Raw genomic sequence first — 23783 nt, forward strand, 5'->3', positions numbered from 1 at the left:
GAGCGTGGCCGATCGTGGTGCATTCTCGCCGCCCGCACAAGGGGCTTCGTTACTCAGTAGTAACGGCCGGATAACCGAACAACGACCCGCCGGTCTCGGACGACGACGCAGGGTGGCTTCCAGTGACCGGACAAATCCGGGAATCGACAGACAGAAACCGACAGAACGACGCCTGCGACTTACCCGCAGTAACTGCGGCCGCGATTACCAAGATTTGGTAAAGCGCGGCCGCTCTGATGCTCTGTCGACAAATCTTTCACTCGCGCAACATGCGCCCGTGCGTTTAGTGACTGGTCAGAACGGGGCCGCCGCCCCGCTCACGCGACCGTCAGAACAGCGCACGCGCCAAGGCCCTGCGGGCCGCCGCGACCCGCGGGTCGTCCCCGCCCACGACCTCGAAGAGCTCCAGCAGCCGAAGTCGTACGGTGTCCCGCTCGTCACCGGCCGTGCGCTGCACGGTCTCGATGAGCCGGCCGAAGGCGTCCTCGACATGACCGCCCACCAGATCCAGGTCGGCGGCGGCGATCTGCGCCCGGGCGTCGGCGGGCCGGTCGGCGGCCTCCTTGCGCACCTGCTGCGGGTCGGCACCCTGCACGCGCTGGAGCAACTCGGCCTGGGCGAGTCCGAGTTTGGCCTCCGAGTTCGCCGGGTCCTGGCTCAGTACGTTCTGGTAGGCCTGGACGGCACCGCCCAAGTCCCCCGCGTCGAGCGCCTGTACGGCCGCTTCCAGCAGGGCGTCGTAGGGACCGACCGGCACGGTGGGAGCGCTCTGGGCGCCCCCCGGCTCGGCCTCCGGGTCGACCGTCAGACCGGTCAGGCCGAAGCGCTGCTCGGCTACGGCGACGAGCTGGTCGAGCGTCTCGCGGATCTGGGCCTCGCCGGCCGCGCCCTGGAAGAGGGGCAGGGCCTGCCCGGCGACGACGGCGAAGACGGCGGGGATGCCCTGCACGCCGAACTGCTGCATCAGCATCTGGTTGGCGTCGACGTCGATCTTGGCGAGGAGGAGGCGGCCGTTGTACTCGACGGTGAGCCGCTCCAGGAGCGGGCTCAGCTGCTTGCAGGGCTCGCACCACTCGGCCCAGAAGTCGATGACGACGGGTACCTCGGCGGACCGCTGCAGGACCTCGCGCTCGAACCCCGCCTCATCCACATCGATCACGAGGTCGGCGGGGGAAACGGCACCCGCCCCGCCCTGCCGGGCGGACTCGGCACGCGCCTGCTCCGCCTTCGCCTTGGCCTCCTGGGCCGCCTTCACCGCGGCGAGGTCGACGACTCCGCTCATGGACATGTTCCGTGGCTGCATGCGTCTATCCTCCCCCGTTCGGCGCGCACTGTGAAAAGCGGTCTGAAAGCCGGGCCCGGCAGGTGCTGTTCGGCGCCGGGTCCCCACCCCACGCCTGTGGTCGTCGCTTTCGCTACGAGTCGTAGCGTAATGGCATCGAGGGCCTCCGGAACACCACCTTCCCGTGATCTCCCTCACGACCGCACACGAACCCCCCGGTTATGGTCAGGGGATGCAGAGCCGCACCGCCGCCGCCCGTCCCGGACGCCCACGCAGCGCCGCCGCCGACGCCGCGATCCTGGCGGCGACGCGGGAGGCGCTGGTCGAGCTGGGGTGGTCCAAGCTCACTCTCGGAGACGTGGCCACGCGCGCGGGGGTTGCAAAGACGACCCTGTACCGCCGCTGGTCGGGGAAGAACGAACTGGTGGTGGACGCCGTCGCCGAGCTCTTCGACGAACTCCGACTGCCTGACCTGGGCAGTCTCGCCGCGGACATCGAGGGCGTGGTGCTGCAGTTCGCGGCGATCCTGGCCCGGCCGGAGGCGAAGAGTGGCTTGATGGCGGTGGTCGCGGAGTCGACCCGGGACGACGCGCTGCGCGAGCGCATCCGCGCGTCCATCGTGGACCGTCAGAAGCGCCTGGTGGTGGAGGGCCGCGCCCGTGCCCAGCGCCGGGGCGAACTGCCGCCGGAGACGGACACCGCGGAGTCCGCGCGCACGGTCGATCTCATCTTCGACATGGTCGCGGGCGCGGTGGTCCACCGCACGCTGGTCAGCAGCCACCCGGCGGACGAGGAGTGGGTACGCGGCTTCACCCAGGTGCTGCTGCTGGGCCTGACGGGCGCCGCCGCGGAGTCCGCCGGGGAATGAGAGAAGGAGGGCGGCCGGGCCGCCCTCCTCCCGCCGGATGGCCTCAGAAGCCCGCCGGCTCGGTGTACACGCCCCATTCGTCCCGCAGGGCGTCGCAGATCTCGCCGAGGGTCGCCTCGGCGCGCACGGCCCGAAGCATCGGCTCGATCATGTTGGCGCCGCTGCGGGCGGCGGCCAGCATGCCGTCGAGCGCGGTGCGCACCGCGGCGTCGTCACGGGCCGCCTTGCGGGTGGCCAGCGCCCGGACCTGCTCGCGCTCCACCTCGTGGCTGACGCGGAGGATCTCCAGGTCACCGGTGACCGACCCGTGGTGGACGTTGACGCCGACGACGCGCTTGTCGCCCTTCTCCAGGGACCGCTGGTACTGGAAGGCGGACTCGGCGATCTCGCCGGTGAACCAGCCGTCCTCGATCCCGCGCAGGATGCCGGAGGTGATCGGCCCGATGGGGTGCTGCCCGTCGGGGTGGGCGCGCAGCCCGCGTTCCTTTATCTGCTCGAAGATCTTCTCGGCGTCGGCCTCGATCCGGTCGGTGAGCTGCTCGACGTACCAGGAACCGCCCAGCGGGTCGGCCACGTTGGCGACGCCGGTCTCCTCCATGAGGACCTGCTGGGTGCGCAGCGCGATCTCGGCGGCCTGCTCGGAGGGGAGCGCGAGGGTCTCGTCGAGGGCGTTGGTGTGCAGCGAGTTCGTCCCGCCGAGCACGGCCGCGAGCGCCTCCACGGCCGTACGCACCACGTTGTTGTACGGCTGCTGCGCGGTCAGCGAGACACCGGCGGTCTGGGTGTGGAAGCGCAGCCACTGCGCCTTGTCGCTCTTCGCCCCGTACACGTCGCGCATCCAGCGCGCCCAGATGCGGCGGGCGGCACGGAACTTGGCGATCTCCTCGAAGAAGTCGACGTGCGCGTCGAAGAAGAAGGACAGGCCGGGGGCGAAGACGTCCACGTCCAGTCCGCGCGACAGACCCAGCTCGACGTACCCGAACCCGTCGGCCAGCGTGTACGCCAGCTCCTGCGCGGCCGTCGCTCCGGCCTCGCGGATGTGGTAGCCGGAGACGGACAGCGGCTTGTAGGCGGGGATGCCGGCCGCGCAGTGCTCCATGAGGTCGCCGATGAGGCGAAGGTGCGGCTCGGGCTGGAAGAGCCACTCCTTCTGGGCGATGTACTCCTTGAAGATGTCGGTCTGGAGCGTGCCGTTGAGGACGCCCGGGTCGACGCCCTGGCGCTCGGCCGCGACGAGGTACATGCAGAAGACGGGCACGGCCGGTCCGCTGATGGTCATGGACGTCGTCACGTCGCCCAGCGGGATGTCCTTGAACAGGACCTCCATGTCGGCGGCCGAGTCGATGGCGACCCCGCAGTGCCCGACCTCGCCGAGCGAGCGCCGGTCGTCGGAGTCGCGGCCCATGAGCGTCGGCATGTCGAAGGCGACGGAGAGACCGCCTCCGCCGTTGCCGAGGATCATCTTGTAGCGCTCGTTGGTCTGCTCGGCGTTCCCGAACCCGGCGAACTGCCGGATCGTCCACGTCCGCCCTCGGTAGCCGGTCGGATACAGCCCGCGGGTGTAGGGGTACTCCCCGGGCCATCCGATCCGCTCGAAGCCCTCGTACTCGTCTCCCGGCCGGGGCCCGTACACCGGCTCCACGGGGTCCCCGGAGAGCGTGGTGAAGTCAGCGTCGCGCTTGCGCGCGGCGTCGTACCGGGCCTGCCAGCGGCGGCGGCCCTCCTCGATGGCGTCAGCGTCCATACCCTCGAATTTACTAGGACGTCCTAGTAAATGTCGATGGGGGACCGCCGTACGCGTGCGTACGGCGGTGCGGTCAGGCCTTGGCGACGGCCGGGGCAGGCTCTCCGACCAGGGGTTCCACGCTGCGTGTGACCTTGCGCTCGACGAAGAAGGCGGCCAGCGGGATCGTCCCCGAGAGCAGCACCCACAGCAGCTTGCCGAACGGCCACTTCGCCTTGGAGCCGAGGTCGAAGGCGAAGATCAGGTAGATGATGTAGAGGAAGCCGTGGACCTGGGAGACGGCGAAAGTGACGTCCTCGCCCATGTCGAAGCCGTACTTGAACACCATGCAGGTGCACAGCACGAGCAGCATGACGGCGGTGACGTAGGCCATCACCCGGTAGCGGGTCAGGACGCTCTTCTTCATGCGCAAGAGCGTAACCACCCGTTCCGGGAGATCTTGCCCGGGGTCCCGGGTCAGCTCTCGTCGAAGTCGTGCGCCGAGATCCTGAGCGGGCGCAGCATCGCGAAGATCTCCGCGCACTCCTCGGCGTCGTACACCCCGAGCCCGAAGTCCATCGCCATCAGGTCGCGGGTGGCCGCCTCGACCACCTCGCGGCCCTTGGCGGTGATGGAGGCGAGCGTGCCGCGCCCGTCGTTGGGGTTGGGCCGCTTGTCCACCAGTCCCGACTTCACCAGCCGGTCCACGGTGTTCGTCACGGACGTGGGGTGCACCATGAGCCGCTCGCCGATCTTGGACATCGGCAGCTCGCCGGCCTTGGAGAAGTTGAGCAGCACCAGCGCCTCGTACCGCGCGAACGTCAGGCCGTAGGGCTTGACCACCGAGTCGACCTCGGCGAGCAGGATCTGCTGGGCGCGCATGATCGAGGTGATGGCGGCCATCGAGGGCACGTTGCCCCAGCGCTGCTTCCAGAGCTCGTCGGCTCGGGCGATGGGATCGAAGGGAAGGCTGAGCGGCTTCGGCACGCGACCGACCTTACCGGCCGGTCACATGCTGGTCAGCCCTGTCTCGCCTTTCGGTCGGCATCGGCACCGCCCGGTGCCGTCGTTCACCGCGCGGCCATCTCCTTCACCTGGAAGACCCCCGTCCAGCGGTCGTCGTGCAGACAGGCGTTCATCGGCTCGACCAGATTCCGGTGGGCGTCGGCGGAGCGCCAGCGGCCGATGGCGTCGAGGTCGGCCCACTCACTGGTGAGCAGCCACTGGTCCGGGTCGTCCACGGAACGGCACAGCTGTTCGCCGAGGTGCCCGGGGAACTGCTCCGCCCCCGCACGCACGTCCTGGTAGGACCGGACGAACTCCGCCTCCATCCCGTCGCGCACCCGCAGCAGCCGGATCACCCGGACCCGCGCCGGGGCCGAGGTCTGCGCGGTCATGACGGGTCGAGGACGACGGGCAGCTCGGCCAGTCCGCGGAAGGCGGGGAACGGCACGGTCATCCAGCGCGCGTCCTCGGGGGCGCCGACGAGGGCCACGCGGGGGTGCCGGGCGAAGAGCGTGCCGAGGGCGATCTGCATCTCCAGCCGGGCCAGGGGCGCGCCGACGCAGTAGTGCGGGCCGTAGCCGAAGGCGAGGTGGGTGGCCTGGACGTTCGGGCGCCGGACGTCCAGCTCGTTCGGCGCGCTGAACATCTCCGGGTCGCGGTTGGCCCCGGTGATCGAGATCTGGACGAGCGCGCCCTTGGGAATGAGGGTGTCCCGGATGACGACGTCTTCCTTGGCGTGCCGGAACGTGGAGTTCTCCACCGAGGTCTCGAAGCGGAAGATCTCCTCGATGGCCGCGTTCATCGAACTCGCGTCCCGCAGTGCCAGCTCCTTCTGGTCCGGCCGGCTGAGCAGGTGGTAGACCGCGTTCCCGATCTGGTACGCCGTCGACTTGTGGCCCGCGAAGAGCAGCACCCACGCCGTCGAGACGAGTTCGTGGTCGGTGAGCGAGCCCTCCTGGTCCTGGGCGGTGACGAGCGCGCTGAGCAGACCGCCGTCCGGCTCCCTGCGCTTGCGCGCGCACAGGTCCACCAGATAGTCGCGCAGATTTCCCTCGGCGATCTCCAGTTTCGCGCGCGCCTCCGGACCGAATCCGGTCTGTGCGACGGTGGCGGACCATTCCTGCGCCTGTTTCCGCTCGTTCTCCGGAACGCCCAGGAGTTCACAGATCACCTGCAGCGGCAGCGGGAAACAGAATTCCGGGAGCAGATTCACCGGCCCGGTCGTCGGGCACCGGTCGAGCAGTTCGTCGGTGATCTGCTGCACGCGCGACCGCAGCGATTCCACCCGCTTCGGAGTGAACGTGTTCCCGACGATCCGACGCAGCCTGGTGTGCTTCGGCGGGTCCGAGAAGAGCATGTTGTCGTCCAGCGCGATCGACGAGTCACCGAAGATGCGGTGGTAGGCGTCGATGGCGCCGTACATGTCCTTGCTCAGCCGGGGGTCGGCGAGCGCGGCGCGGGCGTCGTCATAACGCGTGATCAGGTACGTCTGCACCCCGTGCGGCGGCGACAGCGGGCACACGGGCGCGGTCTCGCGCAGCGCGGCGTAGACGGGATGCGGGTTGGCGCGGAACTCCCGGCTGCACGACGAGGCCGCGGCCGCGGCCTCTTCGGACGACAGTGCCTCGGATTCCTCGGATGCGAACGCTTGCGTCATGACTGGTCCCCGGGTCGGCGTGAATTCGGTCGGTTTCAGAGCCACCGTTTCCCGGGCCGTACCGCGCCGCAAACGGCGCTGCGCCATATGGGTCGGCTCGCCACAACACGTGTGTGTCGCAGTTCGACTTGGTAAACATCGACCTCGTGAGCGGACACCAAGCGGAATCTGTACCAGTTCTCATCGTCGGCGGATCCCTGGTGGGTCTTTCCACTTCGGTTTTCCTGGGCCGCCTCGGTATCGAGCACATGCTCGTGGAACGCCATGCCGCGACATCGACGCATCCGCGTGGCCGCGGCAACAACGTGCGCACCATGGAGATCTACCGGACCGCCGGCCTGGAATCCCGTATCCGGGACGCCGCCCGCGTCCTCGCCGGCAACGACGGCATCCTCCAGGTGGACACCCTCACCGGGGAGCAGCGGCGCTGGATCATCGGCGACATCTCCGGCGGCATGGACATCTCCCGGGTGAGTTCCTCGGACTGGTGCCTGTGCAGTCAGAACGACCTGGAACCGGTGCTGCTCGACTACACCCGCGAACAGGGCGCCGACATCCGCTTCCACTCGGAGCTGCTCTCCTTCACCGAGCACGGCGACGGCGTCGAGGCCCGGATCAGGAACCGCGACACCGGCGAGACCTACACGGTGAACGCCGAGTACCTGGTGGCCGCCGACGGCCCTCGCAGCCCCATCCGCAATCACCTGGGGATCGGTCAGTCGGGACCGGGCGAGCTGTTCCACAACGTGAGTGTCACGTTCCGCAGCAGGGCCCTGAAGGACCACGTCGGAGAGAAACGATTCGTCGTCTGCTACGTCACCGACCCCCAGGGCGAGGGCGCCCTGCTGCCGGTGGACAACGAGGAGCGCTGGGTGATCCATGTGCCCTGGCGCCCCGACCGGCGTGAGGAGCTGGAGGACTTCACCGACGAGCGGCTCGCGGCGCACATCCGCGCCGCCGTCGGCGTGCCCGGCATCGACGTCGAGATCACCGGCAGGGCGCCCTGGCACGCCTCGAAGCGGGTCGCCGACCGCTATGGCGAGGGCCGTGTCTTCCTGGCCGGCGACTCCGCCCACGAGATGCCGCCGACCGGGGCGTTCGGCTCCAACACCGGTATCCAGGACGGTCACAACCTCGCCTGGAAGCTGGCCGCGGTGCTGCGCGGCTGGGCCTGCCCGTCACTGCTCGACACCTACGAACTCGAACGCCGGCCCGTCGCCCTCGCGACCGGCACACGCGCGTGCGTGCAGGCGGCCGACGAGCAGCACCCGGGCTTCAGTCCCGGCGCCGGGCGCAACGACGATCCGGGGGACCTGATGACGGTCGCCCTGTGCTACCGGTACGCGTCGAACGCGGTGGTGGGTGCCCCGCCGGAGCGGCCGGTCGTCCCCGACGTCTTCCAGCTCGGCGGCGAGCCGGGAAGCCGCGCGCCGCACATGTGGGTGATGCGCGGGGACACCAGGATCTCCACCCTCGACCTGTACGAGCGTTCCTTCGTGCTGCTCGCCGGCTCCGGAGGGCAGAAGTGGCGGGCCGCCGTGGAGCGGGCCTCCACCAACCTCGGCGTGCCCATCGAGGCGTACCTGGTGGGTACGGGCCCCGATCACGATCTGTCCCCCGACCGGGACGCCGACTGGGCGGAGCTGCACGGCACGGCCGAGGACGGTGCGGTCCTCGTACGCCCCGACGGCTTCGTCGCCTGGCGCGCGGACGCGGCGATGCCGGACGCCGACCGCGTCCTGACGAACGTGATGCAGGGCGTGCTCTGCCGGGACTGAGCCGGCGCCCCTGAGTTCTTCCCCCTTCTGGACCCCCACCCCGAGGACGTTGTTATGAGCCTTGCCGGACGCATCGACGTCCACCATCACTTCACCGCCCCGGCCTGGCTGGACTGGGCCGAGGCGCGAGGTGCCGTCAGCCGCGAGAAGCTGCCCTGGTGGACCCGCTGGGACGTGAACGCGGCACTGGAGGTCATGGACAAGACGGGGATCGGTACCTCCGTCATGACCGTCGCGATGCTGGGACGGCTCCGTGAGCGCGCCGAGCGCCAGGAGAGCGCCCGGGTCGCCCTGGGGGCGGCGGCCGACGTCGTCGAGGCCCACCCCGGCCGGTTCGCCTTCTTCACGCCCGTCTTCCTCGATGACCTGGAGCTCTCCTCCTGGAGCCTGCGGCACGGTCTCGACGAGCTCGGCGCCATCGGGGTGAGCACGCGCACCAGCATGGACGGCGTCTTCCTCGGCGACGAGTCGCACGACCGGCTGCTGCGGGAGCTGAACGAGCGGTCCGCGGTCATCAGCACGCACCCCATGGACGTGCCGGCCGGAGGGAAGGACGGCGCGGCGGGGATGCCGGGGATGCCGCCCTTCGTGTGCGACTTCCTGCTGGACACCACGCGCGCGGCGATCAACCTCATCCGCAACGGCACCCTGGACCGCTACCCCGACCTCAGCTTCATCCTTCCGCACGGCGGCGGCTTCCTGCCCTACATGGCCACCCGCCTGGACCTGTTCGGCGGGCGGATCACACCCCCGGTCGAGCCCGGCCGGGTCCGCGACTACCTGCACCGCTTCTACTTCGACACCGCGGGCCCGATGTCCCCCTCGGCCACGCCCACCCTGCTGGCGACGGTCGACCCGGACCGCATCCTCTTCGGCACGGACTGGCCGCCCACCCCCGCCCACGTCATCGTCGACAGCGTGACGCCCGCTCTGGACGGCGACCCCTGCCTCTCGCAGGAGCTGCTCCAGGGCATCAACCGGGAGAACGCGCTGCGGCTGATGCCGGCGCTCGCGCGGTCGTAGCCCGACGACCGAAGGAGGCCGCCGCCCGGAACCCGGGCGGCGGCCTCCTTCGGTCGGTCAGTGCTTCTCCCAGTGGTAGAAGCAGCGCGCCATCGCGTCCTTGGGGCTGCGCCAGGTCTCCGGGTCGTACGGGCTGACGAACGCTTCGAGCCGCTTGCTGATGCCGACGAACTCGGGGTGCCCGGCCACCTTCGCGATGGCGGGACCCGGGTCCTGATCGGCCTCGATGAAGTGCATGTACACATCGCCGAACTGGAACAGGGAGCGCTGCCGCACGCCCACGAGGTGCGGGAGTTCACCGCTGTCGGAGTCCGCGAAGACACCGGCGATGTCCTTGGCCGAGTGCGGGGACATCCGGGCGACGATCAGGCCGTGGTGCATGCCGCCTCCACACGGTCGCGGATGAGGGCCATCTGGATGGGCGAGTTGCGGTTGATGATCTCCGTCATCCCGTCGTCGTCGACCGGGGCCTCGGGCTTCATGGCGAAGTCCTGCGTCCAGTGCATCCGGGTGCCGGCCGGCGTCTCCTCGTACTCCCACACGATGTTCATGTAGGCGAAGGGTCCGGTCTCGACCCGGCGGGCCCGCACGACGCGCTTCTCGCGGTCGGCGACCCGCTCCGAGACCCAGCTCCACACCTTGCCGTTCTCGTCGGGGTGCATGGTCAGTCGGAAGGTCACCGTGTCGCCCTCGCGGGAGAGCACCTCACAGGAGGCGTACTCGCTGAACAGCTGCGGCCAGCGCTCCAGATCGTTCGTCATGTCCCAGACGAGGTCGAGGGGAGCGTTGATGGTGATCTCGTTCTCGGTGTGTCCGGGCACTTCAGGCTCCTGTCGTGAGGGCGCCGTTGACGAGGTCGAGGAAGGCGCGGGGGCTCTTGCAGCGCTCGGCGTCGGTGGGCAGCGCCCGGCCGTGCCGGTTCTCCAGTTCGCCGACGATGCCGAGCAGGCCGAGCGAGTCCAGTCCGAACTCGCCGAAGGGGTCGTCCGCCCGGCTCTCCAATTCGCGCGGGTCGACGGTCACGCCGGCGCCCTTCTTCATCAGCGCGGCCAGGTCTGCGAAGGTCACTTGGTTCACTTCGGTGGTCATCAGGGTTCTCCTTGTCTTTCTAGGCGTCCTGCGCCGGGCCCCGGCGCAGGACCAGTGCCGCGTTGGAGCCCATGAGTCCCCGGCTGAGGACCAGGGCCGTGCGCAGCTCGGCCGGGCGCGCCGTGGCGGTCACCAGGTCGATGTCGTGGCAGATGTCGAAGACGCCCGGCGTCGGCGGGATCTGCCCGTGCTCCATGGCCTGCACCGCGGCCACGATGTCCAGCAGGGGCGCGCCGCAGTACGACCGCCCGATGCCGGCCTTGGGGGCCGTGACCGGCACGCGGGTGCCGTGCGGGCCGAGGGCGTCGGCCAGGGCGAGCGCCTCGGCGCGGTCCGCCTCGGGGACACCCATCGCGTCGGCGAAGACCACGTCGATCTCCTCCGGCGCGCAGCCGGCCTCGTCGAGGGCGCCGCGGATGGCGTGCGCGAGCCCCTCCCGCGACCGGTCCCAGCGCGAGGCGCCGGTGAAGGTGGCGGTGTGTCCGGCCACGGTGGCGCGGACGGCCGTGCCCCGGCGCCGGGCCCGCTCCAGGTCCTCCACGACCAGCACGGCACCGCCCTCGGCGGGTACGAAGCCGCAGGCCGCCGAGGTGAAGGGGCGGTAGGCGCGGGCCGGGTCCTCGACGGTGCTGAGCTCGCGGTAGCCGAGCTGGCAGACCCCCGAGTACGGGGCGAGCGGGGCCTCGGCGGCGCCGACCACGACGACGTCCGTGCCGCGGCCGACGGCCCGGGCGGCGTGCGCGACGGCGTCCAGGCCGCCGGCCTCGTCGCTGGCCACCACGCCACAGGGGCCCTTGAAGCCCTTGCGGATGGATATCTGGCCGGTGCTGGCCGCGTAGAACCAGGCGATGGACTGGTAGGGCCCGACGAACCGGGAGCCCTGCCCCCACAGCTTCTGGAGTTCACGCTGGCCGAACTCACCGCCGCCGGACCCGGCCGCGGTGACGACGCCCACGGAGTACGGGGCGTCCGCCCAGGCTGCCTCGCCGAGGCCCGCGTCCTTCAGGGCGGCGTCGGCGGCCGCGAGCGCGAAGTGGGTGAACTTGTCGGTCTGGACGAGGAAGGTCTCCTCGATCAGCGCCGTCGGGTCGAATCCGCGTACCTCGCCGGCGACGCGGAGCGGCAGGTGCTCGCAGCCCTCCCGGGTGACCCGGTCGAGGACGCTCGCGCCCTCCTTGACGTTCTTCCAGTAGGTGTCGGCGTGCAGGCCGTTGGGCGCGACCACGCCGAGGCCCGTGACGGCGGTCTGCCGGGCGCGTGGACCACTCATCGTCGGCTCCTCCCATTCGGCCCCGTCAGGAGTACCGCGGACTGGAACCCGCCGAAGCCGCTGCCCACGGAGAGCACGTTGTCGAGCCGGCGGGAGCGTGCGGTGCGCGGGACGTAGTCCAGGTCGCACTCGGGGTCCGGGGTCTCGTAGTTGGCCGTCGGCGGCACCACCTGCCGGGCCAGCGCCAGGACACAGGCCACGACCTCGATCGCGCCGATCGCGCCCAGCGAGTGGCCCACCATGGACTTGATGGAGCTCATGGGCGTCTCGTAGGCGTGCGAACCCAGGGACTTCTTCACGGCGGCGGTCTCGTGCCGGTCGTTCTGGCGGGTGCCGGACCCGTGCGCGTTGACGTAGTCGATCTCCGTGGGGTCCACGCGCGCGTGGTCGAGGGTCTCGTCGATGGCCCTCGCCATCTCCAGGCCCTCACTGGTCAGACCGGTCATGTGGTAGGCGTTGCCGAAGGTGGCGTAGCCGGCGATCTCGCAGTAGACGTGCGCGCCGCGCGCGCGGGCGTGCTCCAGGTCCTCCAGCACGAGGACGGCGGCGCCCTCCCCCATCACGAACCCGTCGCGGTGCGCGTCGAAGGGCCGGGAGGCGTGCTCCGGGTCGTCGTTGTTGGGCGACGTGGCCTTGATGGCGTCGAAGCAGGCCATGGTGATCGGGGAGATCGGGGAGTCCGACGCCCCGGCGAGGCAGATGTCGGCGCGGCCCTCCTCGATGGTGTGGAAGGCGTAGCCCACGGCGTCGAGGCCGGAGGTGCAGCCGGTGGACACGGTCTGCACCGGGCCCTGGGCGCCGAACCGTTCGGCGACGTCGGCCGCCAGCGTGCTGGGCGAGAACGCCCGGTGCAGCTGCGGCTCGGCGGCGCGATGGTCGACGTCCCAGCGCTGTCCGCCGGCGCTGACCAGGACGTAGTCGTGCTCCAGCCGGGTGGTGCCGCCCACCGCGCTGCCCAGGGACACGGCCACGCGCCAGGGGTCCTCCGCGGCGAAGTCGACCCCGCTGTCGGTCACGGCCTCCTGGGCCGCGGCCAGGGCGAACTGTATGTACCGGTCGGCCCGTTCGACGATGTTCGCGTCGAGGCCGTGCGCGAGCGGGTCGAAGTCGCACTCGGCGGCTATCCGCGAGCGCAGTCCCTCGGGGTCGAAGAGGGTGATGCCACGGGTCGCCGTACGGCCGTTGGACAGCAGGTCCCAGAACGCGGGGACCCCGATCCCGCCGGGGGCGACCACGCCTATGCCGGTGACCGCCACGCGCCGGGTCATGACAGCACCCCTGGGCGTTCCGGCTGCGCGCCCTCCGCCTGGACGAGCGGGTAGGGCTTGACGTCGTCGCTGATCTCCGGGGCCTCGGTGTCCACGTGGCCGAGTTTCGGGTTGGGTGCCAGCGGGCCCAGGTGGAAGACCATCCGGGCCTCCTCGTCACCGACGTTGCGGAAGCGGTGCCGCATGTCGATGGGGATCATGAGGCCCTGGTCGGCCCGGAGAGGAAACGTTTCGCCATCCAGGTCCACCTCCAGCCGGCCCTCGACGACGTAGATGAACTCCTCGGAGTACGGGTGGTAGTGCTCGCTGATGCGTTCGCCGGGCCGCATGATGGCCAGACCCATGAAGCCGCTCGTCGCACCCACCGTGACGGGGGTGAGCAGGGTGCGCAGGTCGCCGCCGCGCTTGCGGTTGGGCTCGATCTCGTTGACGTCCACGACGCGCGGGCGCATCTTGTCCATGGTCTTGTCTCCAGGTCGTTCGATGAGGTGTCGGTCCCCGCGCCTCAGGACTGCGCGGCCCTGCGGTCGGTGATCAGCGCCATGTCGGCGTGCGCGAGGAGGCGGTTGGCGTCCCGTGCGCCGGTCAGCGGTCCGGTGACGCCGAGCGCCTCGCCGTCCAGCAGACGGGCCAGGACGGCGGCCTTCCTGGGGCCGTGGATGCCGAGCGCCATCACCGGATCGGTCTCGGGGTCGCCCTGCACGTCGATGAGGCGCACGACGATGTCCTCGCGCTGGAAGACGGTGCTGCGGTGCACGGGGGACGCGGGGTCGGCCGCGGCCGCCTCGTCCTGCCGGGCGAGCAGCTTCGCCAGCGCCGTCCCGCAGCCCTGTCTGGCCGGGTAGTACAGGGCCTTGCGCCTGAGGTCGCCGGGTTCCGGGCCGCCGCGCGCCACGTGGTGGACGGGCGGGGTGGCGGCACGGATGAAGAAGTTCCGCGCGGACTCGGGATCGGTCAGGTCCCGGTCCTGCTCCAGATACGGGTTGATGGCCTCCTCGACGGCCCGCACCTCGGGCTGGCGGGAGACGTGGCGCAGCGCCGCGGTCAGGTCGCCCTCCACCTCGACGGTGCGCACCACCCGGTTGCCGTGCATGAACAGGGTGGTGCGGCGCAGCCGCGTGGTGGCGTCGACGCGGGCCTCGGGCGGCGCGTAGCCGGCGAGGATCTCGGCGACCTTGGACTCGGAGCCGGGCTTGACGGTGAAGGTCAGGGCATGGCGGATCACGCCGTCGCCCACACGCGGGGCCGACTGGAGCACACCGGCCTTCGGGCGGTCGCCGCCGGTCTCGCGGACGATGCCGTAGCGCATCGAGCGCAGCTCGCGGACGCAGCTCTGCAACGGCCGGACCGTCTCGAGGTGCTCGTCGCTGTTCACCCAGGCGAGGTAGGGCGGGGCGGTCTCCCATTCGCTCGTGATGACCCACTGGGAGGGGTTCTCCACGGACTGGCACAACTGGTCACCGAGATGACCGGGCACCGAGGCGACACGGTCACGCATCTGCTCGTACGCGTCCAGGAACTGTTGCTGGGCACCCTCGTGGAGGTCGACGAGCAGGAGGACGCGCATCCTGGAGCCGTCGAACGCCGACTGGGACGTGTAGGGCGAAGTGGTCATCCGGCGGACCCTTCCTTCGCGGGAGCAAGCGGCGGCCGTCCCTGTCCACCAGCGCGAACGCGGGTTTCGGCCCTTGAGCCTTCATCGTGGGTCAGGGCCTTGGGGTCCGCGAGCCACGCGGGCCAATTGAGGGAACTGCCCGTCGGGCAGGCCGGGATGTGTTCGCACGAGCACAGCCGGATGACGCGGGACGCCTGTTCCGGCCCGGCCCCGGAAACGCCGAAGTCCCCGCTCATGGCGGGGACTTGGGGACATGCACGGGCCGCGGGGCCGCCGGGCGGCTCCCGCGCCCTGTTACTCGGCGAGGTGGCGTTCGACCGTCTCCACCTTGGAGGTGAGGCCGTCCGTCACGCCCGGGCGGATGTCCGCCTTGAGGACCAGGGACACCCGCGGCGCCCGCGCCTCGACGGCGGCGACCGCACGCCGGACGACGTCCATGACCTCGTCCCAGTCGCCCTCGATCGAGGTGAACATCGCGTCGGTGCGGTTCGGCAGACCCGACTCGCGGACCACGCGGACGGCGTCGGCGACGTACTCCCCCACGTCCTCGCCGACACCGAGCGGCGTCACGGAAAACGCGACGATCATGCGCCCACGACCCCTTCCTTGCGGGCGCGGGAGGCGATGACCGCGTCCTCGGCCTCACGCCGGAGCCTGCGGTCGGCGAAGAAGCCGCCGGTCGGCAGGACGGACAGCACGAAGTAGAGGGCCGCGGTCCTCAGCGGCCACTTGGCGCGGTTCCAGGCGTCCGCCCAGAAGATCACGTACAGGACGAAGAGCACGCCGTGGACCATGCCCATCACGGGCACCGCATTGAAGTCCGTGGTCCGCTTCAGCACCGAGCAGACGAGCAGGAGCAGGAACGACACCGCCTCGGGGGCCGAGACGAGGCGGAGGCGGCGGAGGGCGGTGGCGGTCTTGATGTCCACGGGTCACCTTCGGTGGAGGGGGTGGGAGAGACGTCGGTCGGCTCGGGCTCAGCTTGTGAACGCAAGCACAAACGCTCGTCCATTGTGGCAAACCCCGGGGGGTGCTCCGGGCCCGGGGTCGGGGTCGGGGTCGGGTGGGACCCTGAGGGTGCCGTCAGGGGTGAAGTCCACCTACGGGATCTGTCGGCGGCAGGCCCCGGCGGTTACCTTCGCTGCGTGGCGATGTTCCGACTCCAGGGCAGCAAGGTGCTCGCCGTCGACATGACCGGGGACGCCGTGAAGGCGAAGAACGGCTCGATGGTCGCGTACGACGGGCAGATGGCCTTCAAGAAGATGAGCGGCGGCGGTGAGGGTCTGCGCGGCATGGTGACCCGGCGCCTGACCGGTGAGCAGATGACGGTGATGGAGGTGAAGGGGCACGGGACGTGCTGGTTCGCGGACCGCGCCTCCGAGATCAACCTCGTGAACCTCCAGGGCGACAAGCTGTACGTCGAGTCGAGCAACCTGCTCGCGACCGACGCGGGGCTGCGCACCGGCACCACCTTCACGGGTCTGCGCGGCGCCTCCCAGGGCAACGGCCTGTTCACCACCACCGTCGAAGGACACGGACAGGCGGCGATCATGTCGGACGGACCGGCCGTGGTGCTGCGGGTCAGCGGGCAGTACCCCCTGACCGTCGACCCCGGGGCCTACGTGGCCCACCAGGGGAATCTGCGGCAGTCCTTCCAGTCCGGTGTGACGTTCCGCACCCTCATGGGCGAGGGCGGCGGTGAGGCGTTCCAGATCCGGTTCGAGGGGGACGGGCTGGTGTACGTACAGCCGAGCGAGCGGAACACGATCGCGGGGGACGTGTGAGATGGCCTTCCGTGAGATCAACTCCAAGATGGTCGAGGTGACCGTCGCCCCCGGCCAGAAGCTGTACAGCCAGCGCGGCGCGATGCTCGCCTACAAGGGCGAGGTGTCCTTCACCCCCAACATGGCGGGCGGCCGGGGCGGGATCATGTCGATGATCGGGCGCCGGGTGGCGAACGAGGACACCCCGCTGATGACCGTCGAGGGCAGCGGCACCGTGCTCTTCGGGCACGGCGGCCACCATGTGCAGGTCATCCACCTCGCCGGCGACACCCTGTGCGTCGAGGCGGACCGCCTCCTCGCCTTCGAGGGCACCCTCCAGCAGGGCACGATGTTCCTCGGCTCACAGGGCGGGGTCATGGGCATGGTCCGCGGCCAGGTCTCGGGGCAGGGGCTGTTCACCACCACCCTCAAGGGGCACGGCGCGGTGGCGGTCATGGCGCACGGCGGCGTCTTCGAGATCCCGATCACCCCGCAGCGCCCGGTCCACGTCGACCCCCAGGCCTATGTCGCCCACCACGGCGACGTGCGCAACAAGCTGTCCACCGCGCTCGGCTGGCGCGACATGGTGGGCCGCGGCTCCGGCGAGGCGTTCCAGCTGGAGCTCAGCGGCAGCGGGGCCGTCTACGTCCAGGCGTCGGAGGAAAAGCTGTGAGCACCTACGGAACCCCCGGCGGCCCCACGGTCCTCGACCCGGCCTCGCTGCCCTGCGACGACAACGTCAACGCCTACACCTTCTGCGTGGAACTCAAGGGAAGCCAGTGGTTCCTGCAGAAGGGGAAGATGATCGCCTACTACGGCTCGATCGACTTCAACGGCGTCGGGCACGGCCGACTCGACCGACTTGTCCGTACGTCCTTCCATTCGCCACTGCACGCGAGCGACTGGGTCGTGGCGGACGGCTCCGGGAAGATGCTGCTGGCCGACCGGGCCTTCGACGTGAATTCGTTCGACCTCGAAGACGGCAACCTGACCATTCGCTCGGGCAACCTGCTCGCTTTTCAGCCAACTCTTGCACTCAAGCAATCGATCGTGCCGGGTTTTCTGACACTCATCGGAACCGGAAAGTTCGTGGCTGCATCTAACGGGCCGGTGGTGTTCATGGAACCCCCGATCCGGGTGGACCCGCAGGCGCTCGTCGGCTGGGCCGACTGCCCCTCGCCGTGCCACCACTACGACCATGGCTACATGACCGGCGTGATGGGCGGTCTACGTGCACTGACGGGCCTCGGAGGGGCCTCCGGGGAGGAGCATCAGTTCGAGTTCGTCGGGGCCGGCACCGTCCTGCTCCAGTCGACCGAGACCCTCATGGCCGAGCAGGCCACGGGGGCGGTCCCACCGGACGCCGGAGTACCCGGTGGCGGGGGGTCGCACACAGGCCCTTCACAATCGGCCGGGACACCGCGCCTTCCCGGACAGCTGGGGGACCTCCAGCGTCGCTTCGGGCTGTGAGCGGTAGTCTGCGGAGTGTGACATCGAACGTGTGCGCACACGTTCGTGCCACAAAAACCCTCACTAGTTCGCCTTTCAACTTCTTAGGTAGACTTCATTCATGGAGACCGAGACGGCCACTCGCTGGCTGACCGATGCGGAGCAGTGCGCCTGGCGCACCCACCTGGAGGTCAACAGGCTGTTGACGTACCAGCTCGAGAAGGACCTGCAGCCGTTCGGCCTGACAATGAACGACTACGAGATCCTGGTGAACCTCTCCGAGTCGGACGACGTACGGATGCGGATGAGCGACCTCGCCTCCGCCACCCTGCAGTCCAAGAGCCGGCTCTCCCACCAGATCACCAGGATGGAGAACGCGAACCTGGTCCGGCGTGAGAACTGTGAGTCCGACCGGCGCGGGCTCTACGCCGTCCTCACCGATCACGGCATGGAGACGATGCAGAAGGTCGCGCCGCACCACGTGGCGTCCGTCCGCCGGCACTTCATCGACCTGCTCTCCCCCGACTCCCTGGCAGAACTCGACAAGGCCCTCAAGCCGATCGCGGAGCACCTGCGCGGCCAGCGGGGACGTCCGTGACCCGGGCGCACCCCGACGGCTCCGGCGACCCCGGCGCCTACTGAGCCTGCGGCAGGCGGAGTTCGAACAGGGCTCCGCCCGCCGGCGCCCGGCCCACGGTGAGCGTGCCCCCGTGCCGTACGGCCACGTCACGGGCGATGGCCAGCCCCAGCCCGGCCCCGCCGTCGTCCCGGCTGCGGGCCTCGTCGAGCCGGACGAACCGCTCGAAGATCCGCTCCCGGTCGGCCTCGGCCACCCCGTCCCCGTCGTCGGCCACCGCCACGACGACCCACTCCCCGTCCGCGCGCACGGTCACGGTGACGGCCGAGTGCGCATGCCGCCGGGCGTTGTCCAGCAGGTTGGTGAGCACCCTGCCCACCTGCCCACGTGACCCGGCCACCTGCGCGGACCGCGCCTCGACCGTCACGTCCGCCCGCCCCTCGGCCTGCTCACGGGCCAGCGCACCGAGGTCGAACCGCGCGTCGCCGGGCCGCTCCCCCGCGTCCAGACGGGCGAGCAGCAGCAGGTCGGCGGCCAGTCCCTGCAGCCGTACGGTGTCCACGACCGCGCCGTCGAGGTCGAGCAGCTCCGGGTGGGCGACGCCCACCTCCAGCTGGGTGCGCAGCGACGCGATGGGGCTGCGCAGCTCGTGCGAGGCGTCGGCGACGAAGCGGCGCTGGCGCTCCACCGAGGTCTGGAGGGCCGCCAGGGTCTCGTTCGTGGTGAGCGCGAGGCGGGCGACCTCGTCGTGCGTGTCCGGCACCGGCACTCGCCGCGCGAGGTCCTCGGACGCGGTGATCGCCGCCATCTCGCCCCGGATGCCCTCGACGGGACGCAGGGCGCGCCCGGTGACCAGCCAGGTGACGCCGGCGACGACAGCGAGCAGCAGCGGGAAACCGATGAGCATGACGGTGAGCGCGGTGTTCACGGCACTCTGCTCGGCGTCCAGCGACCCCCCGGCGTAGACGGTCAGCTTCCCCCGCTCGCCGGCCTCCACGGGCACGGCGGCGAAGCGGTAGTCGGCGCTCTCGCCGTCGATGGTCGCGGAGCCGTCGCTGAACTCGGTGCCCTCCCCGATCTCACCGGCCTCGTCGCGAGCGCTGTCGTCGGCGTCGTCATCGTCGTCGACACCGCTCGTGCCCGTGGCAGCCGGCTGCGGCTTCACCGCGTCGGTGGCCGTGCCGCTGATCCGTTCCAGCTCGTCACTGGCCGCGACCAGGGTGCCGTTCGCGTCGACGACCTGGACCGGGCTCTCGTCGTCCAGGTCCAGCTGGTCGTAGGTCTTCCCGGCGGCGATCTGGGCGACGACGTTCTGCGCGGTGCGCTGCGCCTCGTTGCCCGCCTGCTCCATCAGGTTGGAGCGCAGCGACAGCAGCACCGCCGCCCCGGCCGCGACCAGCGCCACGGCGACGACGAGGGTGGCGCCGAGCGTGGCCCTGGAGCGGACCGAGCCGAAGATCCTTCTCATCGCTCTGTCTCCAGCCGGTAGCCGGCGCCGCGCACCGTCCGGATCAGCCCGGGGCGCAGCTTGCGCCGCAGGGTGCTGACGTACACCTCGACGATGTTGGGATCGCCCTCGTACGCGAAGTCCCAGACGTGCTCCAGGATCCCGGCCTTGGAGACCACCTCGCCGGCCCGCGTCACCAGCTGCTCCAGGACGGCGAACTCCTTGGTGGTGAGGGTCACTTCGGCCTCGCCGAGGAAGACCCGGCGGGCGGCGGTGTCGACCTTGAGGTCGCCATGGACGTGCACGGGCGAGGCACCGGCGCCCTGCCCCCCGCGCCGCAGCAGCGCCTTCACCCGGGCCACGAGGACGACGTAGGAGAACGGCTTGGTGAGGTAGTCGTCGGCGCCGGTGTCCAGCCCCTCCGCCTCGTCGTACTCGCCGTCCTTGGCGGTGAGCATCAGGATCGGCACCTCGTGGCCGGCGGCCCGCAGGGCGGCGCAGACGCGGTAGCCGTTCATGCCGGGCAGCATGATGTCGAGGATCACGAGGTCGTACGACCCCTCGGAGGCCCGGTACAGCCCTTCCCGACCGTCATGGACGACGTCCACGGCGTAGCCCTCGGCCGCGAGGCCCTTGGCGAGCGACAGGGCCAGCCGCTTCTCGTCCTCCACGATCAACAGTCGAAAGGGGCGACGCGAAGCGTCTCGAGCAGGGTGGTGGTGGGTGACGGGCGGGCGCATGCGTAAAGGTTCGCAAAGCCAAGCTGAAGATCTCTTCAGGGTCCTTCAGGTTCCCCTCAGCGTCGGTTCGGCAGATTGGGCGATGTCGAAACGACAACGACTCGGGAGGAACCGGAATGAAGCGCAACATCGTCATCGCCACCGTCGCCGCAGCGGCCCTGATCGGGGGCGGCACCGTCGCGGCCTACGCCGCGGCCGGTGACGACGGCGGCTCGGCCACGCAGCGGCAGTCGAACGTCCGCCTCGCCGACGACGACCGGGACGACAGCGCGGACGACACCGCCGAGGACCGGAGCGACGACCGGGACGACGACGGCACCGAGGTCCGTTCGGCCGCCGCCGCGAAGGTCACCGCCGCCGACGCCATCGCCGCGGCGCTGAAGCACACGCCGGGCACGGCCGTCGGCGCCGACCTGGACGACGACGGCTCCCGGGCGTGGGAGGTGAGCGTCGTCAAGGGCGACGGCACCGAACACGACGTCCGGGTCTCCGCGAACGACGGCAAGGTCCTGGGCACCCACCGCGACGACGATGACGACGACGCCCGCGAGGACCTGGCCGCGCTGAAGGGCGCCGACGTCGACGCCCGCGAGGCCGCCGTCGCCGCGGCCGCCAAGGGCACCGTCACCGACCTCGACCTCGACGACGACGGCCCCGCCGCCTGGAGCGTGGAGACCACCAAGGGCGAGTGGAAGGTCGACCTGAGGACGGGCAAGGTCACCCAGGACCTCGACGACTGACGCCGAGCGCCTCACGTCATCGCGTGACCTCAGGGGTACGGGACATCCCGTACCCCTTCTCGCGTCCCGTCGCCCCCCGCGCCACGGCCGGCGCCGTCAGCAGCATCACGCCCCCGGTCACCGCGAAGCACACGCCCGCCGGCAGCCATCCGACCAGCACGCCGGCCGCCGCGGCACCGGCCGTACCGCCCGCGTTGACGGCCGTGTTGACCCAGGCGCCGGCCTGGACCCGGGCCTCGGGCGCGGCGGTCTCGTCGGCGATGAGGTACGCCGTGGTGATCAGCGGCGACACGAAGACCCCGGCGACCGCGACCGCCACGGCGAGGGTGCCCAGTCCTTGTGCCAGTGCGGCACCGCACAGGGCCAGCCCGAGTCCGGCCGTCTGCGCGGCCAGCCGCGTCCCGGCGGCGGAGCGCCATGCGACGGCCCCGTTGAGCAGCCCGCCGACGGCGCTTCCGGCGGACAGGGCGGCGAGCACCCAGGCGGCGCCGCCCGCGCCGTGGCCGCTGCCCTCGGCGAAGGCGACGACCAGCAGATCGAGCACGCCCAGGGCCAGGCCGACGCCCGCGGCGGCGAGCACCGGCCGTCCGAGGCCCCGCAGCACGCGCCGCCCGCCTGCACCGGATCCCGCCCCGCGCCGGCCGGCCGGCACCGCGCGCACCACCGGCGACGACACGAACCCGGCCGTCCCCACCACCATCAGGCCCGCCCCGAGGAGCACTCCGGCCGCGGGCGGGGCGAACCCGACGAGCACGCCCACCAGCAGCGGCCCCGAGACGAAGAGCAGCTCCTCCGCGACGGCGTCGAGGCTGTAGGCCCGCTGCATCAGCGCCCGGTCCGGGGCCAGCCGCCCCCACACGGCCCGCATGGTGGGCCCGAGCGGCGGAGTGCAGGCGCCGGCGAAGGCGGTGACCACGCCGAGCAGGTAGGGCGAGGTGACCCCCGGCCGCCACACGAGCGCCGCGAGCAGGACGAGCAGCGCCGAGTGGACCGCGACCATCGGCACGAGCGCCCGGCGCGGCCCGTGCCGGTCGATCAGGGCCGCCCGTGCGGGCGACAGGAAGACGCTGGTACCGGAGAACAGCGCCATGACGACACCGGCCACCGCGTACGACCCGGAGGCCCGGGTCACGGCGAGCATCACGGACAGCGGGGCGACACCGTAGGACAGGCGGCCGAGCAGGGCGGCGGCGAAGGTGCGGCGGGCATGGGGGATCCGGAGGACGGCGGCATACGAAGGCCGCGCCACAGAGGTGGAAGACACGGGGATTCCTCGACTCGAGGCGGAAAAGGGGACGCCGATGCGCCACGCCGGTCACGACCGAGGGGGTCGTGCACCGTACGCGGGCGGGCGTGCCCTATGCCAAGAGGAGGTACATGCGGATCAACCTAACAGCGCAACCCCGGAGTTGACCACGCCCTCAGGGGCGCGGGGAACTGCGCGACCAGCCACGACGGACCGGCGGACGAACGCCGGCGCATCGCGGCACCCCCAACAGCTCTCAGGCCTGAGTGAGCCCCGCCACCAACTCGTCCGCCGCACGATAGGGGTCCAGCTCACCGGCGGTGATCTTCTCCGCCAGGGCACCGAGGCGGCGGTCGCCGTGCAGGTCGGCGATCCGCTCGCGCAGGGCCGTGACGGCGATCGTCTCGACCTCGCGGGCGGCGCGGGCGCGGCGGCGCTCGGCGAGGACGCCGCGCTCCTCCATCCAGGCCCGGTGCTTCTCCAGGGCCTCCACGACCTCGTCGACGCCCTCGGCGCGCGCGGCGACCGTCTTCACGATCGGCGGACGCCAGTCGCCGGGGCCGCGGGACTCGCCGAGGCCGAGCATGTGGTTGAGCTCGCGCGCGGTGGCGTCGGCCCCGTCGCGGTCGGCCTTGTTGACGACGTACACGTCGCCGATCTCCAGGATTCCGGCCTTCGCCGCCTGGATGCCGTCACCCATGCCGGGGGCGAGCAGGACGACGGAGGTGTCGGCCTGGGAGGCGATCTCCACCTCCGACTGGCCGACGCCGACCGTCTCGACCAGGATCACGTCGCAGCCGGCCGCGTCCAGGACGCGGATCGCCTGCGGGGCGGCCCAGGCGAGGCCGCCGAGGTGGCCCCGGGTCGCCATCGAGCGGATGTAGACGCCGGGGTCGGAGGCGTGGTCCGACATCCGGACGCGGTCACCGAGCAGGGCCCCGCCCGAGAAGGGCGAGGACGGGTCGACGGCCAGGACGCCGACCCGCTTTCCCTGCTTGCGGTACGCGGTCACCAGGGCGGAGGTGGACGTCGACTTGCCGACACCCGGGGAGCCGGTCAGGCCCACCACGTAGGCGTTGCCCGTCAGCGGGGCCAGTGCCGCCATGACCTCCCGCAGCTGCGGGGACGCCCCCTCCACCAGGGAGATCAGCCGGGCCACGGCCCGCGGCCGGCCTTCCCTGGCCTGGGCCACCAGGGTGGAGACGTCCTGCATCACAGCTCCGTTCACAAAGAGGTCCTACAA

Annotated in this window: 27 protein-coding genes; 8 read left to right on the forward strand and 19 right to left on the reverse strand. The window is 71.0% G+C overall.

Annotated elements, in window-relative coordinates; genetic code table 11:
* Positions 1–328: 328 nt before the first annotated feature.
* Entirely contained in the window at positions 329–1303 is a 975-nt protein-coding gene (locus ACGFW6_RS18810) for a tetratricopeptide repeat protein (protein ID WP_393510578.1), read from the reverse strand.
* Positions 1304–1514: 211 nt separating this feature from the next.
* On the opposite strand from ACGFW6_RS18810, the gene ACGFW6_RS18815 reads away from it, so the two are divergent.
* A complete protein-coding gene (locus tag ACGFW6_RS18815; RefSeq protein WP_393510581.1) occupies positions 1515–2150 on the forward strand; it encodes a TetR/AcrR family transcriptional regulator in 636 nt (211 codons plus the stop codon).
* Between the two features lie 43 nt (positions 2151–2193).
* Here ACGFW6_RS18815 and ACGFW6_RS18820 read toward each other — a convergent pair whose 3' ends face one another.
* The 5 genes from ACGFW6_RS18820 to ACGFW6_RS18840 all read right to left on the reverse strand — a co-directional run bounded on the left by ACGFW6_RS18820 (position 2194) and on the right by ACGFW6_RS18840 (position 6535).
* Positions 2194–3894: a methylmalonyl-CoA mutase gene (locus ACGFW6_RS18820; RefSeq protein ID WP_393510584.1), complete on the reverse strand. Its 1701-nt coding sequence runs from the start codon at positions 3892–3894 to the stop codon at positions 2194–2196.
* Between the two features lie 73 nt (positions 3895–3967).
* Positions 3968–4300, reverse strand: a complete 333-nt coding sequence (locus ACGFW6_RS18825; RefSeq protein ID WP_393510587.1) for a DUF3817 domain-containing protein — start codon at positions 4298–4300, stop codon at positions 3968–3970.
* A gap of 50 nt (positions 4301–4350) precedes the next feature.
* The gene (locus ACGFW6_RS18830; RefSeq protein WP_393510590.1) at positions 4351–4860 is read right to left on the reverse strand and encodes a MarR family winged helix-turn-helix transcriptional regulator; all 510 of its coding nucleotides are present in this window, start codon (positions 4858–4860) and stop codon (positions 4351–4353) included.
* A gap of 83 nt (positions 4861–4943) precedes the next feature.
* Positions 4944–5270 carry an antibiotic biosynthesis monooxygenase family protein gene (locus ACGFW6_RS18835; protein ID WP_393510592.1) on the reverse strand — a complete coding sequence of 109 codons (327 nt, stop codon included), beginning with the start codon at positions 5268–5270 and terminating at the stop codon, positions 4944–4946.
* Positions 5267–6535, reverse strand: a complete 1269-nt coding sequence (locus tag ACGFW6_RS18840; RefSeq protein WP_393510595.1) for a cytochrome P450 — start codon at positions 6533–6535, stop codon at positions 5267–5269. Before ACGFW6_RS18840 ends, ACGFW6_RS18835 begins: the two co-directional genes overlap by 4 nt.
* 146 nt (positions 6536–6681) lie before the next feature.
* Here ACGFW6_RS18840 and ACGFW6_RS18845 point away from each other — a divergent pair, with 146 nt between their 5' ends.
* On the forward strand, positions 6682–8313 hold the full coding sequence (locus ACGFW6_RS18845; protein ID WP_393510598.1) for an FAD-dependent oxidoreductase: 1632 nt from the start codon (positions 6682–6684) through the stop codon (positions 8311–8313).
* Positions 8314–8367: 54 nt separating this feature from the next.
* Positions 8368–9336, forward strand: a complete 969-nt coding sequence (locus ACGFW6_RS18850; protein WP_393510601.1) for an amidohydrolase family protein — start codon at positions 8368–8370, stop codon at positions 9334–9336.
* 57 nt (positions 9337–9393) lie between these two features.
* On the opposite strand, the gene ACGFW6_RS18855 is transcribed toward ACGFW6_RS18850, so the two are convergent.
* The 9 genes from ACGFW6_RS18855 to ACGFW6_RS18895 form a co-directional block, all read right to left on the reverse strand.
* On the reverse strand, positions 9394–9717 hold the full coding sequence (locus ACGFW6_RS18855) for a TcmI family type II polyketide cyclase (RefSeq protein WP_393510604.1): 324 nt from the start codon (positions 9715–9717) through the stop codon (positions 9394–9396).
* Positions 9702–10157 carry an SRPBCC family protein gene (locus ACGFW6_RS18860; protein ID WP_393510607.1) on the reverse strand — a complete coding sequence of 152 codons (456 nt, stop codon included), beginning with the start codon at positions 10155–10157 and terminating at the stop codon, positions 9702–9704. Before ACGFW6_RS18860 ends, ACGFW6_RS18855 begins: the two co-directional genes overlap by 16 nt.
* 1 nt (position 10158) lies before the next feature.
* Complete coding sequence (locus ACGFW6_RS18865; RefSeq protein WP_393510610.1) at positions 10159–10425, reverse strand: acyl carrier protein; 267 nt, start codon at positions 10423–10425, stop codon at positions 10159–10161.
* Positions 10426–10444: 19 nt separating this feature from the next.
* Entirely contained in the window at positions 10445–11695 is a 1251-nt protein-coding gene (locus ACGFW6_RS18870) for a ketosynthase chain-length factor (RefSeq protein ID WP_393510613.1), read from the reverse strand.
* Positions 11692–12963: a beta-ketoacyl-[acyl-carrier-protein] synthase family protein gene (locus tag ACGFW6_RS18875; protein ID WP_393510616.1), complete on the reverse strand. Its 1272-nt coding sequence runs from the start codon at positions 12961–12963 to the stop codon at positions 11692–11694. Before ACGFW6_RS18875 ends, ACGFW6_RS18870 begins: the two co-directional genes overlap by 4 nt.
* A complete protein-coding gene (locus ACGFW6_RS18880) occupies positions 12960–13424 on the reverse strand; it encodes a cupin domain-containing protein (RefSeq protein WP_393510619.1) in 465 nt (154 codons plus the stop codon). Before ACGFW6_RS18880 ends, ACGFW6_RS18875 begins: the two co-directional genes overlap by 4 nt.
* A gap of 44 nt (positions 13425–13468) precedes the next feature.
* Entirely contained in the window at positions 13469–14578 is a 1110-nt protein-coding gene (locus tag ACGFW6_RS18885) for a SchA/CurD-like domain-containing protein (RefSeq protein ID WP_393510622.1), read from the reverse strand.
* A 294-nt stretch (positions 14579–14872) separates the two neighbouring features.
* Positions 14873–15166 (reverse strand): MTH1187 family thiamine-binding protein, encoded by a 294-nt coding sequence (locus ACGFW6_RS18890; protein WP_125524876.1) that lies wholly within the window; start codon positions 15164–15166, stop codon positions 14873–14875.
* Positions 15163–15507: a DUF3817 domain-containing protein gene (locus ACGFW6_RS18895; protein WP_126899586.1), complete on the reverse strand. Its 345-nt coding sequence runs from the start codon at positions 15505–15507 to the stop codon at positions 15163–15165. Before ACGFW6_RS18895 ends, ACGFW6_RS18890 begins: the two co-directional genes overlap by 4 nt.
* 222 nt (positions 15508–15729) lie before the next feature.
* Between ACGFW6_RS18895 and ACGFW6_RS18900 the strand changes: the two genes are divergently transcribed.
* The 4 genes from ACGFW6_RS18900 to ACGFW6_RS18915 all read left to right on the forward strand — a co-directional run bounded on the left by ACGFW6_RS18900 (position 15730) and on the right by ACGFW6_RS18915 (position 18388).
* Positions 15730–16362 carry an AIM24 family protein gene (locus ACGFW6_RS18900; RefSeq protein ID WP_393510861.1) on the forward strand — a complete coding sequence of 211 codons (633 nt, stop codon included), beginning with the start codon at positions 15730–15732 and terminating at the stop codon, positions 16360–16362.
* 1 nt (position 16363) lies between these two features.
* Positions 16364–17014, forward strand: coding sequence for an AIM24 family protein (locus ACGFW6_RS18905; RefSeq protein ID WP_393510626.1), 651 nt, complete (start codon positions 16364–16366; stop codon positions 17012–17014).
* Positions 17011–17811 (forward strand): AIM24 family protein, encoded by an 801-nt coding sequence (locus ACGFW6_RS18910; protein ID WP_393510628.1) that lies wholly within the window; start codon positions 17011–17013, stop codon positions 17809–17811. The genes ACGFW6_RS18905 and ACGFW6_RS18910 overlap by 4 nt, the downstream gene beginning before the upstream one ends.
* Positions 17812–17911: 100 nt before the next feature.
* The gene (locus ACGFW6_RS18915) at positions 17912–18388 is read left to right on the forward strand and encodes a MarR family winged helix-turn-helix transcriptional regulator (protein ID WP_393510631.1); all 477 of its coding nucleotides are present in this window, start codon (positions 17912–17914) and stop codon (positions 18386–18388) included.
* A gap of 37 nt (positions 18389–18425) precedes the next feature.
* Here the strand turns inward: ACGFW6_RS18915 and ACGFW6_RS18920 are convergent, their stop codons facing one another.
* Together ACGFW6_RS18920 and ACGFW6_RS18925 are read right to left on the reverse strand one after the other, a co-directional pair.
* Positions 18426–19835, reverse strand: coding sequence for an ATP-binding protein (locus ACGFW6_RS18920; protein WP_393510634.1), 1410 nt, complete (start codon positions 19833–19835; stop codon positions 18426–18428).
* Complete coding sequence (locus ACGFW6_RS18925; protein ID WP_393510637.1) at positions 19832–20554, reverse strand: response regulator transcription factor; 723 nt, start codon at positions 20552–20554, stop codon at positions 19832–19834. The genes ACGFW6_RS18920 and ACGFW6_RS18925 overlap by 4 nt, the downstream gene beginning before the upstream one ends.
* Positions 20555–20670: 116 nt before the next feature.
* On the opposite strand from ACGFW6_RS18925, the gene ACGFW6_RS18930 reads away from it, so the two are divergent.
* On the forward strand, positions 20671–21294 hold the full coding sequence (locus ACGFW6_RS18930) for a PepSY domain-containing protein (protein ID WP_393510640.1): 624 nt from the start codon (positions 20671–20673) through the stop codon (positions 21292–21294).
* Between the two features lie 16 nt (positions 21295–21310).
* On the opposite strand, the gene ACGFW6_RS18935 is transcribed toward ACGFW6_RS18930, so the two are convergent.
* Together ACGFW6_RS18935 and meaB are read right to left on the reverse strand one after the other, a co-directional pair.
* Positions 21311–22558: an MFS transporter gene (locus ACGFW6_RS18935; protein ID WP_393510643.1), complete on the reverse strand. Its 1248-nt coding sequence runs from the start codon at positions 22556–22558 to the stop codon at positions 21311–21313.
* 238 nt (positions 22559–22796) lie between these two features.
* Positions 22797–23753, reverse strand: a complete 957-nt coding sequence (meaB, locus tag ACGFW6_RS18940) for a methylmalonyl Co-A mutase-associated GTPase MeaB (RefSeq protein WP_093747303.1) — start codon at positions 23751–23753, stop codon at positions 22797–22799.
* Positions 23754–23783 lie beyond the last annotated feature (30 nt).

This window comes from Streptomyces sp. Y7, from assembly GCF_043195415.1.
Classification (GTDB): domain Bacteria; phylum Actinomycetota; class Actinomycetes; order Streptomycetales; family Streptomycetaceae; genus Streptomyces.